The 15774-nt window shown below is 62.1% G+C and carries 15 protein-coding genes; 5 read left to right on the top strand and 10 right to left on the bottom strand.

Annotated elements, in window-relative coordinates:
• Positions 1-133 precede the first annotated feature (133 nt).
• The gene (locus tag AADV58_RS13995) at positions 134-1930 is read left to right on the top strand and encodes a methyl-accepting chemotaxis protein (protein ID WP_341743461.1); all 1797 of its coding nucleotides are present in this window, start codon (positions 134-136) and stop codon (positions 1928-1930) included.
• A gap of 8 nt (positions 1931-1938) precedes the next feature.
• Here AADV58_RS13995 and AADV58_RS13990 read toward each other — a convergent pair whose 3' ends face one another.
• The 4 genes from AADV58_RS13990 to clpS form a co-directional block, all read right to left on the bottom strand.
• Entirely contained in the window at positions 1939-2562 is a 624-nt protein-coding gene (locus AADV58_RS13990; RefSeq protein WP_028994643.1) for a DUF922 domain-containing protein, read from the bottom strand.
• Entirely contained in the window at positions 2508-2999 is a 492-nt protein-coding gene (gene rraA, locus AADV58_RS13985) for a ribonuclease E activity regulator RraA (protein ID WP_028994644.1), read from the bottom strand. Before rraA ends, AADV58_RS13990 begins: the two co-directional genes overlap by 55 nt.
• Positions 3000-3062: 63 nt before the next feature.
• Entirely contained in the window at positions 3063-5321 is a 2259-nt protein-coding gene (gene clpA, locus AADV58_RS13980; RefSeq protein ID WP_028994645.1) for an ATP-dependent Clp protease ATP-binding subunit ClpA, read from the bottom strand.
• Positions 5321-5629 (bottom strand): ATP-dependent Clp protease adapter ClpS, encoded by a 309-nt coding sequence (clpS, locus tag AADV58_RS13975; RefSeq protein WP_028994646.1) that lies wholly within the window; start codon positions 5627-5629, stop codon positions 5321-5323. Before clpS ends, clpA begins: the two co-directional genes overlap by 1 nt.
• A 243-nt stretch (positions 5630-5872) precedes the next feature.
• Here clpS and AADV58_RS13970 point away from each other — a divergent pair, with 243 nt between their 5' ends.
• A complete protein-coding gene (locus AADV58_RS13970) occupies positions 5873-6076 on the top strand; it encodes a cold-shock protein (protein ID WP_028994647.1) in 204 nt (67 codons plus the stop codon).
• 67 nt (positions 6077-6143) lie between these two features.
• Here the strand turns inward: AADV58_RS13970 and soxZ are convergent, their stop codons facing one another.
• Genes soxZ through moaC form a run of 3 tightly spaced genes read right to left on the bottom strand, consistent with a single transcriptional unit; the run spans position 6144 to position 7420 of the window.
• Positions 6144-6455 carry a thiosulfate oxidation carrier complex protein SoxZ gene (gene soxZ, locus AADV58_RS13965; RefSeq protein ID WP_028994648.1) on the bottom strand — a complete coding sequence of 104 codons (312 nt, stop codon included), beginning with the start codon at positions 6453-6455 and terminating at the stop codon, positions 6144-6146.
• Between the two features lies 1 nt (position 6456).
• Entirely contained in the window at positions 6457-6927 is a 471-nt protein-coding gene (gene soxY, locus AADV58_RS13960; RefSeq protein WP_341743460.1) for a thiosulfate oxidation carrier protein SoxY, read from the bottom strand.
• A 10-nt stretch (positions 6928-6937) separates the two neighbouring features.
• Positions 6938-7420 (bottom strand): cyclic pyranopterin monophosphate synthase MoaC, encoded by a 483-nt coding sequence (gene moaC / locus AADV58_RS13955; RefSeq protein ID WP_424243815.1) that lies wholly within the window; start codon positions 7418-7420, stop codon positions 6938-6940.
• Positions 7421-7484: 64 nt separating this feature from the next.
• On the opposite strand from moaC, the gene AADV58_RS13950 reads away from it, so the two are divergent.
• From AADV58_RS13950 to pabB, 3 genes are all read left to right on the top strand, one after another.
• A complete protein-coding gene (locus AADV58_RS13950) occupies positions 7485-8933 on the top strand; it encodes a M48 family metalloprotease (RefSeq protein ID WP_028994651.1) in 1449 nt (482 codons plus the stop codon).
• Between the two features lie 37 nt (positions 8934-8970).
• Positions 8971-9198, top strand: coding sequence for a sulfurtransferase TusA family protein (locus AADV58_RS13945; RefSeq protein ID WP_028994652.1), 228 nt, complete (start codon positions 8971-8973; stop codon positions 9196-9198).
• A 122-nt stretch (positions 9199-9320) separates the two neighbouring features.
• Complete coding sequence (gene pabB, locus AADV58_RS13940; RefSeq protein WP_051295316.1) at positions 9321-10934, top strand: aminodeoxychorismate synthase component I; 1614 nt, start codon at positions 9321-9323, stop codon at positions 10932-10934.
• A gap of 25 nt (positions 10935-10959) precedes the next feature.
• Here the strand turns inward: pabB and AADV58_RS13935 are convergent, their stop codons facing one another.
• Genes AADV58_RS13935 through AADV58_RS13925 form a run of 3 tightly spaced genes read right to left on the bottom strand, consistent with a single transcriptional unit; the run spans position 10960 to position 15769 of the window.
• Positions 10960-13797: a valine--tRNA ligase gene (locus AADV58_RS13935; RefSeq protein ID WP_028994654.1), complete on the bottom strand. Its 2838-nt coding sequence runs from the start codon at positions 13795-13797 to the stop codon at positions 10960-10962.
• A 49-nt stretch (positions 13798-13846) separates the two neighbouring features.
• A complete protein-coding gene (locus tag AADV58_RS13930) occupies positions 13847-15397 on the bottom strand; it encodes a glycosyltransferase family 39 protein (RefSeq protein WP_081700130.1) in 1551 nt (516 codons plus the stop codon).
• 30 nt (positions 15398-15427) lie between these two features.
• Positions 15428-15769 carry a hypothetical protein gene (locus AADV58_RS13925; protein WP_028994656.1) on the bottom strand — a complete coding sequence of 114 codons (342 nt, stop codon included), beginning with the start codon at positions 15767-15769 and terminating at the stop codon, positions 15428-15430.
• Positions 15770-15774 lie beyond the last annotated feature (5 nt).

Genomic DNA, 15774 nt, shown 5'->3' with positions numbered 1-15774 from the left:
CAATGTGAAAAGATGTTCGCGCCAGTGAAACGCGGTGCAGCATTTTTTGCACCACGCCTACCCCGTTTTTTCCCTTGACCGCACCGGGCTGGCGAGGTTGAATTCAATGAATTTAGATATATTTGGTGATTCCATGGAATTCTTCAGAGGTCTTTACGACTGGATCGAGCGCACTTTCTGGAACTCGTTGACCAAGAAGTTGATGAGCTTCCTGCTGCTCTTCTTCATCGACCTTTTCTATCTCGGCATTTATGTCCATCAGAAGGGCGTGGTGGCTGAGGAAATGGCGAAATCCGGGGCGCCGGTGGAAGTCCTGCAGCGCCTTTCCGAGAGTCTGGATCAGGGGTTGATGCTGATGATAGGGCTGACTGTCATTGCCCTGTGCTGGAATCTCCTGCAGATTCTCTACATTCGTTACCTGATCCTGCGCCCGGTGCGCATGATCGCTACCATTTTTGACGAGATCGGGCGCGGGGAAGGCGATTTCTCGCGCAATCTGCCGACCATCACCCACGACGAGTTGCGCACCCTGGCCGAGGCCTACAACCGCTTCGCCGACAAGATGCGCGAGATCATCAGCGAAGTCCGCAAGATGAGTGTGAACATCGCGCGTGAAGCGGTGGTAGTCAAACGCACCGTTTCTTCGACGGCGACACGAGCCGACCAGCAGGGGCAGATTGCCAACTCGGTGTTCGGCGCCAGTTCCGAGGCCGTGCAGGCGATCCAGGAGGTCTCCAGTTCGGCCGAACTGATTTCGCATTCAACCGACACCAACCTTGCCACAGCGCGAAACTCGCTCGACGAGATGCAGGACATCGTCGGCAAGGTCCAGGGCGTCAGCAACAAGCTGCATCAGTTCAACGAAACCGTTGGCCATCTGGCCGAGCGTTCCGACAGCATTCGCCAGATTGCCGGGCTGATCAAGGATATTGCCGACCAGACCAACCTGCTGGCGCTCAACGCGGCGATCGAGGCGGCGCGGGCCGGCGAGATGGGACGCGGTTTCGCCGTGGTTGCCGACGAGGTGCGCAAGCTGGCCGAGCGGGTCAACGTGGCGACCCAGGAAATCACCGTGAACATCGGCGGCATGATCGACCTGGTCCGCGAAACCCAGCGTGAGAACGAAGTCATCAACGGCGACATCCGCTTGACGCGGGAAGTGGTTGAACGTTCGTCCGGCGAGTTCCAGCAGATGGTCGGCAATTTTGAACGTACCGGCGACCAGTTGAACCAAATTGCCGCTGCCATGGAGCAACTGACGGCGACCAATTCCCAGGTGCATGAGTCGGTGCATCAGGTGCACGATTTGTCGATCGAAGTTGCCGGCAGCATGAAGTCTTCCGAGCAGACAACGCAGGCGCTCAGCCAGGCGACCGAGAGCGTCCAGGAGCTGGTCTCGCGCTTCAAGATCGGGCGCGGTGCATTCGACTTCAACGTCGACAAGGCACGCCAGTTCCGTGATGCCATCCAGGACAAACTGGCCGAACTGGCATCGCGCGGGGTCGATATCTGGGATCAGAACTATCGCCCGATGCCCAACACCAATCCGCAGAAGTACGAGGTCAGCTATTGCAGCAGCTTCGAACAGCAGATCCAGCCCTTGTTCGAGCAGGCGCTATCCAGCCTGCGCGGCGGCGTCTATGCGCTGATCATCGATAACCGGGGTTATGGTGCCATCCACAACCAGAAATTCTCCCGGCCCCTGACCGGCAACTACCAGAACGATCTGGTCGGAAACCGTACCCGGCGCATCTGGGACGACGTGACCGGGCAGCGTGGGGCGAAAAATACCCAGCCGCTGCTGGTCCAGACCTACGCCCGCGATACCGGGGAAATCCTGTCCGAAATCAACATGCCGATCATGGTCGGTGGCCGTCACTGGGGAACAGTGCGGGTCGGCTGCGAAAGCGCCGTGCTGCTGGAGGGCTGAGCCCCGTCTCAGTCGCCCAGCAGGGTGGCGCCCTGGCGGGCGCCATAGTTGGTCTGCCGGTCCATCTCGCGTTCGGCCGCGGCGGCCTCCCGCATCATTCTTTCGCCCAGACCGTTGGCGGCGCGGGTGAGCTCGGCGCAGGAGGGCATTTGCGGCAGGCGCAGGATGCCTTCATCGATGCGTCGTCCGTAGTCCCGGGCAATCTTCACGTGTTCCATTTCGTGCGCGCGGAGCGCCAGCAGGTAGAGGTCGAAACGACGGCGAACCGCTGGATCGCCCGTGTTGAGTTGCGGTAGCGTGAGTTCGGCCTGCAGGCTGGTGCGGTTGCTGGTAACCCGACAACGACCGTCGCGTTCTTCCCACCAACGGAAATTCCACTGAATGTTCCACGCCGTGTAGGCATGAAACACCTGGCCATCCTGCCGGATCGGTGAGTGCCGGTTCAGACTGGACAGCAGCGTCGTCCCGGGGCGGTGGTCAGCGGTGTAATGGCGGGTGCGGATGCTTTCCTGAAGTTCGGCCCAGGCCGGTGGAGCGGCCTGGGTCAGCAGCCAGAATGCCGCGACGAGATGGCGATTCAGAGCAGTGGTTTGGCCGACACGAGCACGCCATCCTCGTCGGCGTAGAGCCATTCGCCAGGATGGAAGGTGACGCCGCCGAAAGTCAGCGGCAGATTGCGGTCGCCGATGCCTTTCTTGACGGTTTTCTGCGGGTGCGTGTTGAGGGCGCGCACGCCGATGTCGATACCGTTGATGTCACCGGAGTCGCGGATGCAGCCATAGACGACCACGCCTTCCCAGCCGTTCTTGTGGGCCAGGATGGCCAACTGGTCGCCGACCAGGGCGCAGCGCAGCGAGCCGCCGCCATCGATGACCAGCACCTTGCCCTGACCGGGCTCATTGAAGATTTCGCGGACCAGGGTGTTGTCCTCGAAAATCTTCAGCGTGACGATCTCGCCGGAAAAAGCCGTGCGGCCGCCGTAGCGCTGGAACATCGGGGCGACAACGCGCACCGTCTTGCCGAGTTCGGTCTCGTACTGGTCGCACAGGTCGGGGGTCTTGAAGCTCATTCGGGTCTCCGGAAATGAAAAAGCCGTGCAATCTTGCACGGCTTTTGGGGGGAAAGGCAATTGTCAGACGGTGGCTTCGAGGTTTTCTTCCTCGAAATCGAGTTTGATCTTGCCGTCCGCGTCGAGGTCGACCGTGACCTTGCCGCCGCTGGCCAGCTTGCCGAACAGCAATTCGTCGGCCAGTGCCGAGCGGATCGTGTCCTGGATCAGACGGGCCATCGGCCGCGCGCCCATGAGCGGGTCGAAGCCCTTTTCGGCGAGCATTTCCTTGACCGCATCGGTGAAGTGGGCCTCGACCTTCTTCTCGTGCAGCTGTTCTTCCAGCTGCATCAGGAACTTGTCGACGACGCGCAGGATGATGTCGTGGTCGAGCGGCCGGAAGGAAATCGTGGCGTCCAGCCGGTTGCGGAACTCGGGCGTGAACAGGCGCTTGATTTCGGCCATTTCGTCGCCGGTTTCCTTGCTCGACGTGAAGCCCATCGACGACTTCTGCAGGTCGGCGGCGCCGGCATTGGTGGTCATGATGATGACCACGTTGCGGAAGTCGGCCTTGCGTCCGTTGTTGTCGGTCAGTGTGCCGTGGTCCATGACCTGGAGCAGGATGTTGAAGATGTCCGGATGCGCTTTCTCGATTTCGTCGAGGAGCAGCACGCAGTAGGGCTTCTTGGTGATCGCTTCGGTCAGCAGGCCACCCTGGTCGAAGCCGACGTAGCCCGGCGGCGCGCCGATCAGGCGGGAGACGGCGTGACGTTCCATGTACTCGGACATGTCGAAACGTTGCAGTTCGATGCCGAGGAAGTAGGCCAGTTGCTTGGCGACTTCGGTCTTGCCGACGCCGGTCGGGCCGGAGAACAGGAAGGAGCCGATCGGCTTGCCCGGGTTGCCGAGGCCGGACCGGGCCATCTTGATCGCCTTGGTCAGCGCATCGATCGACTTGTCCTGCCCGAAGACGGTCGCCTTCAGGTCGCGGTCGAGGTTCTTGAGTACGCTGCGGTCGTCCATCGACACGTGCTGCGACGGAATGCGGGCAATCTTGGCGACGATTTCCTCGATGTCGGTCTTGTTGATCGTCTTCTTCTGCTTGGACTTCGGCAGGATGCGCTGGGCTGCGCCGGCCTCGTCGATGACGTCGATGGCCTTGTCCGGCAGGTGACGGTCGGTGATGTAGCGTGAGGCCAGCTCGACTGCCGACGCGATCGCCGTGGTCGAGTACTTGATCCCGTGGTGCGCCTCGAAGCGTGCCTTCAGGCCCTTGAGGATTTCGATGGTCTCGGCGACCGACGGCTCATTGACGTCGATCTTCTGGAAGCGCCGCGACAGCGCGCTGTCCTTCTCGAAAATGCCACGGAACTCGGTGTAGGTGGTGGCGCCGATGCACTTCAGTTGGCCTGACGACAGCGCCGGCTTGAGCAGGTTGGAGGCATCGAGCGTGCCGCCCGAGGCCGAGCCGGCGCCGATCAGGGTGTGGATCTCGTCGATGAACAGGATCGCGTGCGGGTTGTCCTGCAGCGCTTTCAGGACGCCCTTCAGACGCTGCTCGAAGTCGCCGCGATACTTGGTGCCGGCCAGCAGCGAACCCATGTCCAGCGAATAAACGTTGGCCTTGGCCAGGATTTCCGGCACGTCGCCCTCGACCACCTTGCGCGCCAGGCCTTCGGCGATCGCCGTCTTGCCGACGCCGGCTTCGCCGACCAGCAGCGGATTGTTCTTGCGCCGCCGGCACAGCGTCTGGATGACGCGTTCGAGTTCCTTGTCGCGGCCGATCAACGGGTCGATCTTGCCCTGCAGCGCGAGTGCGTTGAGGTTGATCGTGTATTGCTCGAGCGGGCCGGCTTCGGCCTTTTCGCCCTCGGTCTCGACCTCGCCTTCCGGCGTGGCCTTCTGTTGCGGCACCTTGCTGATGCCGTGCGAGATGTAATTGACCACGTCGAGCCGGGTGACGCCCTGCTTCTGCAGGAAATACACGGCGTGCGAATCCTTTTCGCCGTAGATGGCGACCAGCACGTTGGCGCCGTTCACTTCCTTCTTGCCCGAAGATTGGACATGCAGGATGGCGCGCTGGATGACGCGCTGGAAACCCAGGGTCGGCTGGGTATCGATGTCGTCCTCGCCGGAGACGGTCGGCGTGTGCTCGTCGATGAAATTGCTCAGATCCTTGCGCAGCGTGTCGGGTTTCGCACCACAAGCACGCAGGGCGTCGGCGGCCGACGGATTGTCGATCAGGGCTAGCAGGAGGTGCTCGACGGTGATGAATTCGTGGCGCTTCTGGCGCGCCTCAACGAAGGCCATGTGCAGGCTGACTTCGAGTTCCTGGGCAATCATCAGTTTTCCTCCATGATGCACGCTAGCGGGTGCTGGTGCTGGCGGGCGTACGCCGTGACTTGTTCGACTTTGGTCGCCGCGATGTCCCGGGGGAAAATCCCGCAGGTACCGCGACCCTCGTTGTGAACTTTGAGCATGATTCGTGTCGCTTGTTCAGTATCCAACGAAAAAAAACGTTGCAAAACGTTGATGACGAAATCCATGGGTGTGAAATCGTCGTTCAGCAACATCACCTTGTACATGCGTGGCGGCCGCAGCTTGCTGCGCAATGCCTCAAGTTGTCCGCCTTCCTGAATCTTGGTAGCCATGCGTTCGATTCTATACAGTCCGTCCCAATCTGCAACACTAACGAACAAGCAATTCCCTTGCCTGAAACCATGCTGCGCTGCGGCATTGAAAATTGTTGACGGAAAAATTCAACTGGCGTAAAAAATGGCTGTGTTTGGATTCAGGCTGTATCGCGGGTACTACGTGTTCCGGGTCGTTGAGCTCAAACAGGGAGTCGGGGAGACCCGGAAATTCGTACGCTTTTTTGTAGGAAAGTAGCAGATATGGCAATCGGTACTGTCAAGTGGTTCAATGATTCCAAGGGCTTCGGTTTCATTACGCCCGACGATGGCAGCGAAGACCTCTTCGCACATTTCTCCGCCATCAACATGAATGGCTTCAAGACCCTGAAGGAAGGCGAGAAGGTCTCCTTCGAAGTGGTTCAGGGGCCGAAAGGCAAGCAAGCATCCAATATCCAGCGCGCCTGATACTCGCGGATAAACGGAAAGCAAAAAGCCCGTCGATTCGACGGGCTTTTTTTCGTCTGGCAGTCCCTTAGCCGACGGTGATTTCGTCCTGGCGCTGGGCGCCGGTATTGTCGGTCCATTGGACCGACAACTTGTCGCCGGCCTTGATGCCGCCGGCCTTGAAGGCGAACAGCGGGTTGCGCGAAATCGAGGTGTTCAGTTGCCCGTCGATCAGTGCCTGACCGTTCAGTTTCACGGAAAAGGTCTGGATGAAATGCACGGGCACCGGTTTGCCGGATTCGTCGCGGCGCTGGCCGGTTTCCATCGGATGGTGCATGAGCACGCGAATGTCGGCAATTTCGCCCTGAAGTTGTGCGCGGATACGGATCGGTTCGCTCATTTCAGCCTCCACAGCCGCCAAGGGTGACCTTGATTTCGCGGAAGGCCACATGATTGCGACCGTCCGCCGTGCGGGCAACGGCCCGGATGCGCATGGTCTCGGCGAGTTTCAATTGCACCCTGGCGTAGGGCAGGGCTTTGCCGCTGAAGTTGAGTTCGGCGCACAGGGGCATCGGATTCTTCTCGGCGATGATCAGCAGGCTGCGCGTGTTGGGCAGCTTGCACAGGACTTCGATCTCGACCTTGCCGCCGTTTTCGGCGATTTCCGGTGCCTTGAATTCGATTTCCCGCGATTCGGCCGAGGCAGCGACGCCCAGCCTGGTCAGCGCGTCGGCGGCGTTCTGTGCGGTGAAGGCACTGCGTTTCCATTCGCTGGCCAGGACGCGTCCCGGCGTCAGCAGGCCAGCGCCCAGCAAGGGGGCGAGCAGCGTCGCCGAGACGCCGCCCTTGAGTAGTTTTCTGCGTAGTTCCATGAGTCGTTTTTCAGTCAGCTTGCCAATGTCCGGATTTGCCGCCCTTTTTCTCGAGCAGGCGGATGTTGTCGATGCGCATGCCGCGATCGACGGCTTTGCACATGTCGTAGATAGTCAGCAACCCGACCGACGCCGCGGTCAGGGCTTCCATTTCGACACCGGTGCGGCCGAAACATTCCGCCGTGACTTCGCAATGCACGGCGTGCTGCGTTTCGTCGATGACAAAGTCGGCGGCAACGCGGGTCAGGGCGATCGGGTGGCACAGCGGGATCAGGTCGCCGGTACGCTTGCTCGCCTGAATGGCGGCAAGGCGGGCGATGCCGAGGACGTCGCCTTTCTTGGCGGTGCCTTCACGGATCAGTGCCAGGGTTGCCGGCTGCATGGTGATGGTGCCGGCGGCACGGGCGACGCGCGCAGTTTCCTGCTTGGCGCCGACATCGACCATGTGCGCCTGGCCGGCGCTGTCGAAATGCGTCAGGGGGGAGTCGGTCACGGTAGCTTACTTTTGGTTACGAAGTGCCCGGCGGAGGCCGGAATGACTGCGCTATCATAGCACCATGCCTCGAATCAGACGCCTCATTGCGCTTGTCCTGGCCGCCGTCATGGCGGTTTCGCCCGTTGCCGCGCAGAATCTGCCCGAACTCGGCGAAGTGTCGAGCGAGGCGCTGTCGATTGCTACCGAGAAGCGTATCGGGCAGCAGATCATGCAACAGATCCGGCAGCGTGAGGCTGCCTATCTTGAGGACCACGACGTCGAGGCCTACCTGAATCATCTGGGCGGACGACTGGCCGGTTTCAGCCACGATCCGGGCTTCGGTTTCGAGTTCTTCGCCATCAACGATCCGAGCATCAACGCCTTCGCCATGCCCGGCGGCTACATCGGTGTGCATACCGGGCTCATCCTGTCGGCGCAGAGCGAGTCCGAACTGGCCGGCGTGCTGGCGCACGAGGTTTCGCACGTCACCCAGCGCCATATTGCCCGCCAGTTGTTCCAGTCCAAGCGCATCAGCATCGCGTCGATGGTGGCGATGGGCCTGGGCCTGCTCGCTGCCAGTTCCAATCCGCAGGCGGCCAGCGCCGCCATTGCGGCTTCGCAGGCCGGTGCGATCTCGGCGCAATTGGCGTATTCGCGCGATTTCGAGCGCGAGTCGGACCGCCTCGGTTTCGAGATGCTCGGCAAGGCCGGCTTCGACGAGCGGGGCATGGCGGCATTCTTCGAGCGCCTGCAGCAATCGGTTCGGCTGTACGAAAACAACGCCATCGCTTACCTGCGTACCCACCCGCTGACCGGCGAGCGTCTGGCCGACATGCAGAACCGCGAGCAGGGTCTGGCCTACCGCCAGGTGCCGGACAGCCTGGAATTCCATCTGGTGCGGGCCCGCTTGCGGGCCATGCAGGGGCGTCCGGCCGACGTGATCCGGGATTTGTCGGCGCAACTGGCCGAACGCAAGTTCACTTCCGAGGTGGCTACTCGCTACGGTCTGGCGACTGCCCATTTCCGGGCCCGCGACTGGCCGGCGGCACAGCGCGAGATCGATGCGGCGCGGGCACTCAAGCAGTCGTCGGCGATGCTCGAGCGGCTGGCCGCCGATGTCCGGGTTGCCCAGGGCAAGACGGACGAGGGTTTGCGTATCTACCGCGATGCGATGGCGCGTTATCCGCTGAACCGGGCGCTGCTCTACGGCTATGGCGCCGCCTTGCTCGAGGCGCGGCGTTTCAACGACGCCCTGCGTTTTGCCGAAGGGCAGTTGCGGGTGGCTGCCGACGACATCCGGCTGCATCGCCTGCGTGCCGCCTCCCATGCCGGTCTCGGCCAGAACGCCATGCAGCATCGGGCGCTGGCCGAAGTCTTTGCCTTGCAGGGACAGACGGCCGGGGCCATCGAACAGCTGGAATTGGCCGCCAAGGCCGGCGACGGTAATTTCTACGAAATGTCGGCCATCGATGCACGTTTGCGGGAACTCAAACTGCGACGTCTTGAAGAACTCAAGGAAAGCCGCAATTAAGGGTAAAATCCCGACATTGTTCCCAGATAAAACGACCATGGAATTTGATCGCGACCTCGACGTAAAGGGCCTGAATTGCCCGCTGCCCATCCTGCGCACCAAGAAGACCCTGGCCGAAATGGATTCCGGTCAGGTGCTGCGTGTGCAGGCGACCGATCCCGGTTCCCTGAAGGACTTCCCCGCATTTGCCAAGCAGACCGGCAACGAGCTGGTCGCCCAGCGGGAAGAGGATCGGGTTTTCGAGTACTACCTGAAGCGCAAATAAGCTCCGGATTCACCGCGTTTTTCGAAGACAGGCGGGCGCCGGCGGGCGAACCCGCCGCTTTTCGTTTCGCCGGTTTCGTCTCGCTGATCGAGGCTTTCGACCGGCAGACGCTGGCCGATGCATTGCGGCAGATCGACGAAACACCGGCGTGGACGGTCGTCGCGCTCGACTACGAACTGGGTTACCTGCTCGAGCCGCGCTCGGCGCCGCCGGGCTGGCAACCGGACGGTCGGCCCTTGGCGCGCTTCTGGCGTTTCCGCGAACGCATCGCACTGGACGCAGCGCAGGCTGCGGGCTGGCTGGCCGATCACGCGCCGGGCCGGCCGGCCGGCATTGGCGGCTGGCATGAAACGCTCGATGAGCCTGCCTATGTCGACGCGATTGACCGGATCAAGGCGTGGATTGCCGCCGGCGATTGCTATCAGGTCAATTTCACCTTTCCGCTCGAATTCGACTGGTTCGGCTCGCCGCTCGACCTGTACGCCCGGCTGCGTCAGCGCCAGCCGGTCCGCTACGGTGGTTTTGTCGGCGATGATCGGCAGGGGATCGTCTCGCTGTCGCCGGAGCTGTTCGTCGAACGGCGCGGTGAGCGCTTGCTGACCCGGCCGATGAAGGGAACGGCGCCGCTGGATATGCCGCCGGAAGTGCTGCGCGATTCGCTCAAGGATCGCGCCGAAAACCTGATGATCGTCGATCTGCTGCGCAACGACCTTGGCCGTATCGCCGACAACGGCAGCGTGCGTGTTGACCGCCTGTTCGAGATCGAGGATTACCCGACGGTGCGCCAGATGGTTTCGGAAATTTCCGCGTCGGTCGGTGGTCGGCGTTTTGCCGAAATCCTGCCGGCGCTGTTTCCCTGCGGTTCGATCACCGGCGCGCCCAAGATCCGTGCCATGCAGATCATCGGCGAACTGGAAGCGGCACCGCGCGGCATCTACACCGGCGCTTTCGGCTGGCTGGCGCCGGATGGCGACTTCCGGCTCAACGTCGCCATCCGTACGCTGGCACTGGCTGCCGGTGGATGCGGGCGGATGGGCGTTGGCAGCGGCATCGTTGCCGATTCCGAGGGGGCGGCCGAATGGGCCGAGTGCCGGCTGAAGGCTGCTTTCCTGCGCGATTGCGATCCCGGCTTGCAATTGATCGAAACCCTGCGCCGCGACGGCGGCGTCTATCCCATGTGGGCCGGGCACCTGGCGCGCCTGAAACGTTCTGCCGCCTGGCTGGGTTTTCCGCTCGACGAGCAGTTGCTGTGCCGGGAGCTCGCCGGGCAGCCGACCGCCGGTACCTGGCGGGTGCGGCTGACGCTCGACAAGGCGGGTACGATCACCGTGCACTCCTTTCCATTGGCGACGACGCCGTCTGAGGTTCAGGAGGCGGTCCTGGCGGCGACGCCGATCGATGCCGACGATCCGCTGCGCCGCCACAAGACGACGGCGCGGGCGGTTTACGACCGGGCGCTCGAGGATTTGCCGGCCGGCTGTTTCGACGCGATTTTTCTCAATCAACGGGGCGAAGTGGCCGAAGGCGCACGCAGCAACGTCTTCGTCGAGCGCGACGGTGTGCTGCTGACGCCGCCCTTGAGCAGCGGCGCCTTGCCCGGCGTGTTGCGGGCCAGCTTGCTGGCCAGCGGGCGCGCCCGCGAGGCGGTGCTGTACCCGGCCGATCTGGCCGCAGGTTTCTGGCTGGGCAATGCCCTGCGCGGCCTGATGCCGGCGCGCTGGCAGCAGGCCGGCTGAAAACGCGTTTCAGCCGGCCCGGTTTTCAGCCGAGCTTGGCCAGTTGCGGCTTGAGTTTTTCCAGCGTGGCGCTGAAATCGGCGACCCGCTGCTTTTCCTGATCGATCACGGCAGCCGGCGCGCGGGCGACGAAGCCCTCGTTGGCGAGCTTGCCCTGGGCAATCGCGATCTGCTTTTCCAGCTTCTCGATTTCTTTACCCAGACGGATCTTCTCGGCGGCAACGTCGATCTCGACCTTGAGCATCAGCCGGGTTTCGCCGACGACGGCGACCGGCGCCATGGCGTCCTGCGGAATGTCGGCGACGATCTGGACTTCCGACAGCTTGGCCAGCGATTGCAGGATGGGCGCGAACTCGGCGATTTCTTCACCGCCGCCGGCAACCAGCAGCGGCATGCGCTGGGCCGGCGAAAGATTCATTTCGCCACGCAGGTTGCGGCAGGCGTGGGTCAGCGCTTTCAGTCGCTCGACCTTGGCTTCGCTGGCTGCGTCGAGGCGCGACAGGTCGGCACGCGGGTAGGCGGCGAGCATGATCGAGTCGTGCGTCTTGCGCCCGGCAATCGGGGCGACGGTCTGCCACAGTTCCTCGGTGACGAAGGGAATCAGTGGGTGGGCCAGGCGCAGGATGGCTTCCAGCGTGCGGATCAGGGTCCGGCGGGCGCCGCGCTGCTGGGCTTCGTCGCCGGTCTGGATTTCGACTTTGGCGATTTCCAGATACCAGTCGCAGAACTCGTCCCAGACGAACTTGTAGATGGCCTGGGCGAGCAGATCGAAGCGGTAGTCGATGAAGTGCTGCTCGACCTCGGCTTCGACGCGTTGCAGCTGGCTGACGATCCAGCGGTCGGCGAAGCTGAATTTCAGGCGCGATTCACCTTCCGGCACGGCGCAGGCACCGCCCTGCAACTGCTGGTGGTCGAGCGCCAGGTCGTGGCCTTCGACGTTCATCAGCACGAAGCGCGTGGCGTTCCACAGCTTGTTGCAGAAATTGCGGTAGCCGTCGCAGCGATTCAGGTCGAACTTGATGTCACGGCCGGGCGAGGCGAGCGAGGCGAAGGTGAAGCGCAGCGCATCGGTACCGAAGGCTGGGATGCCCTCCGGGAATTCCTTGCGCGTCTTCTTGGCGATGCTTTCGGCCTGCTTCGGGTTCATCAGGCCGAAGGTGCGTTTCTCGACCAGCGCGTCGATGCCGATGCCGTCGATCAGGTCGATCGGGTCGAGCACGTTGCCCTTGGATTTCGACATCTTCTGGCCTTCGCCGTCGCGGATCAGGCCGTGCACATAGACGTGCTTGAACGGGATCTGGCCGGTGATCTGCTTGGTCATCATGACCATGCGCGCGACCCAGAAGAAGATGATGTCGAAGCCGGTGACCAGCACCGATGACGGCAGGTATTGCTTGAGCAGCGGGTTGGCCGCGTCGACGGCTTCGTCGCCGGTCCAGTCCAGCGTCGAGAACGGCCACAGGGCGGACGAGAACCAGGTGTCGAGGACGTCCTCGTCGCGGCTCAACTGGCCGGCGTAACCGGCCTTGTCGGCCTGGGCGCGGGCTTCCTCCTCGCTGTGGGCGACGAAGACCTCGCCATTGACGCCGTACCACGCCGGAATCTGGTGGCCCCACCACAGCTGGCGGGAGATGCACCAGTCCTGGATGTTGTTCAGCCACTGGTTGTAGGTGTTGACCCAGTTTTCCGGGTAGAACTTGATCTCGCCGGAATGGACGACTTCCAGCGCCTTTTCCGTGATCGACTTGCCGTCCTCGCCAGGCTTGCTCATGGCGACGAACCACTGGTCGGTCAGCATCGGCTCGATCACGACATTGGTCCGGTCGCCGCGCGGCACCTTCAGCTTGTGCTTGTCGACCTTGACCAGGATGCCTTGTTCTTCGAGGTCGGCGACGACGGCCTTGCGGGCGTCGAAGCGGTCCAGGCCGCGATATTTTTCCGGCGCGTGATCGTTGATCTTCGCGTCCAGCGTCAGGATCGAGATCATCGGCAGGTTGTGGCGCTGGCCGACGGCGTAGTCGTTGAAGTCGTGGGCCGGCGTGACCTTGACGCAGCCGGTACCGAATTCGAGATCGACGTAGCTGTCAGCGATCACCGGGATTTCGCGGCCGGTCAGCGGCAGTTTCACCATCTTGCCGATCATGTGCTTGTAGCGCTCGTCTTCCGGATGGACCATCACGGCGGTGTCGCCGAGCATGGTTTCCGGACGCGTCGTGGCGACCACCAGGCTATCCGAGCCGTCGGCCAGCGGGTAGCGGATCTGCCACATGAAGCCGTCTTCCTCTTCCTGCACAACTTCCAGATCGGAGACGGCGGTGTGCAGCTTCGGGTCCCAGTTCACCAGGCGCTTGCCGCGGTAGATCAGGCCTTCGTTGAACAGGCGGACGAAGGTTTCGGTGACGACCTTGTTGAGGCCGGCATCCATGGTGAAGCGCTCGCGCGTCCAGTCCGGGCTGGTGCCCATGCGGCGCATCTGCTTGGTGATGGTGTTGCCCGAGTATTCCTTCCATTCCCAGACCTTTTCCAGGAACTTCTCGCGGCCGAGGTCGTGGCGGCTGATGCCCTGCGCATCGAGCTGGCGCTCGACGACAATCTGGGTGGCGATGCCGGCGTGGTCGGTGCCCGGCTGCCACAGCGTGTTGTGGCCGCGCATCCGGTAGTAGCGGGTCAGCGCGTCCATGATCGTCTGGTTGAAGCCGTGACCCATGTGCAGCGTGCCGGTCACATTGGGCGGCGGCAGCAGGATGCAGAAATTGTCTTGCTGCTTGCTGTCTACGCCGGCCGCGAAGTAATTTTTGGCCTCCCACTCGGGATACCAGTGGCGTTCGATGTCGGCGGGTTCAAAGGCTTTGGCGAGTTCCATGGGCTTGGCGACGAGTGGGGAAAACCGACGATTATACCCAGCCGGGGAATCAGTGAGTATCGAATTCCGTAGCTGCGGGAGGGGCTAGCACGATGCCCCAGGCCGCGTCCCGGTATCCCGGTTCCCGCCAGTGATGCTGCCATGGAAAGTGTTTGATGTCGGGCTGCTTGGTGATCCGGTATTCGGTCAGTAGTTGTTGCAGTTCCTTTTCGCCATCCAGTTTGCCATTGTTCGTTGTCCAGACGATGGCGAGGCTTTGCCCGGTCGGGATACTGCCAGTCGACTGGCCGGCGATTTCAATGCGTGCTTGTGGGAAATAAGGCCGAAGATTGCCGCCAGTCTGGACGCTGTTGGTGATCAGCAGGCCGTCGCTGAATCCCCGGGCGCGGATGTCGTTCGCCAGTTCGGCGTAGGGAATTCCCCAGCGGCAACGAGAACAGAAGGGTTCCTGGACGAACAGGTTGCCGGCCCGCATGCCGTAGGCGGTGGCAGTAAAGGCCAGCAGAATGATCATGAACGCCTTGATGCGCCCGGGGGACGGTTGTGATTCGCTGATCTTTGCGGTCAGCCAGATGACGGTCGGCAGGAACATGGGCAGCAAGCCATGCACGGCGTAATTCGAATGGGCGAACAGTAGTCCCTTGATCAAGACGAGGCCAAACAACTGGAGCAACAACATGTCGCGCAGCCAGCGCAACAGGTTTACACCGCCGTCGGCAGGCGAGGGGGCCTGCCACAGGCCGCGCCAGATGCCAGGAAAAGTTGCCGGAACAATGAATATCCATGGTGCGAGAACAAGAATCGGGAGAAGCAGCGCATCGCGTGCCCCGGCGAGCATGCCGGCAGGTGAGTGAGATGCAAGATCAGGGCGATAGGTGGCGACCAGTTCGTTCAGGCGCTGTGGCTCGCCACTCAGCCAAAGCAGGTAGGGGGCGGCGATCAGCAAGGTCAGCGGCAGGCAGGCAAGGAGTCGCGCCGAGAACAGGCGCTCCCTGATCTGCGGCTGCAAGCTGCCGGCCAGCAATAGCGCGATGAAGAAAGCAATGAACCAATGTTCGCTGAGCAGGCCGAGGCCGATGAGCAAGGAAAAAAGTAACGTGTCGCGCCAGCGTCCGTGTTCGGCAAGCTGGATGGCTGCCCACAGGGTGGCCATGATCAGGAACATGGTCCCGACCCGATGGGTGAAGCCTTCGTGCAATCGCCAGAAGGTCTGGTAAACCGCGGCCAGTGATTCGACCGCAATGAATGCCCACCAGGGGCTACCGGTAAGGCGCCGGGTAATCAGGAAAATGAAAGCAGCAACGCCGGTCAGCAGCGAATATTTGAGGACGAGAAAACTGGCCGGACCGTGGCCCATGACTTGCTGCAACAACCACAGCAGCCAGTTGTAGAGCGGGCCATGCTCAGTGGTGTAGCCATTGGCCAGGGTCTGCACAAGCAGATTGTCGAGCGGGTCGTCTTCGCCCAGGTTGTTCGAGGCAATGAGGCGGGTCGTACCATGCACGAATGTATAGATCGCAACTGCGATCATCACGCCAGGTAGCGACAGGAAGAATTCCTTCCGCGCCGGAAAACGTCTGCAGGGGCTGCCAGTGATCATGGTGCTGGTTTGCGATGACCCGCATGCGGGTCATCGCATCTCTTGTTCGGCCAGATAATCGCGAATAGTCGCTTCAATGATGGTGGGGAGCGCTTGATTCAGCCGCTGGATGATCTGCTGGCTCAGTTCGCGAATGATGGCTTCCTGGGTTTCTGCTGCGCTGATGTCTGCCGGCTCGGTCCGGGTCTCCGCTTGAATTGCTGGCGAACACGGCATGGTCTTCGCTGGCGGCGGATTTTCGACATCGAAGAGTGTCGGGATGTCGTCGGCGGGCAATGCGTCGGTGAGCACCGGGACATCCTCGCTGTCGGTGGTGTTCAGGTGACGGCGTTGCATCAGGGCGTCGGCGCGGGCAAGGATGGGGCTGGGCATGCGTC

It is taken from the genome of Azonexus hydrophilus, assembly GCF_038368255.1.
In the GTDB taxonomy this organism is placed as follows: Bacteria; Pseudomonadota; Gammaproteobacteria; order Burkholderiales; family Rhodocyclaceae; genus Azonexus; species Azonexus hydrophilus.
Note: the sequence above shows the minus strand (reverse complement) of the source record. Positions and strands in the feature narration are given on the sequence as shown.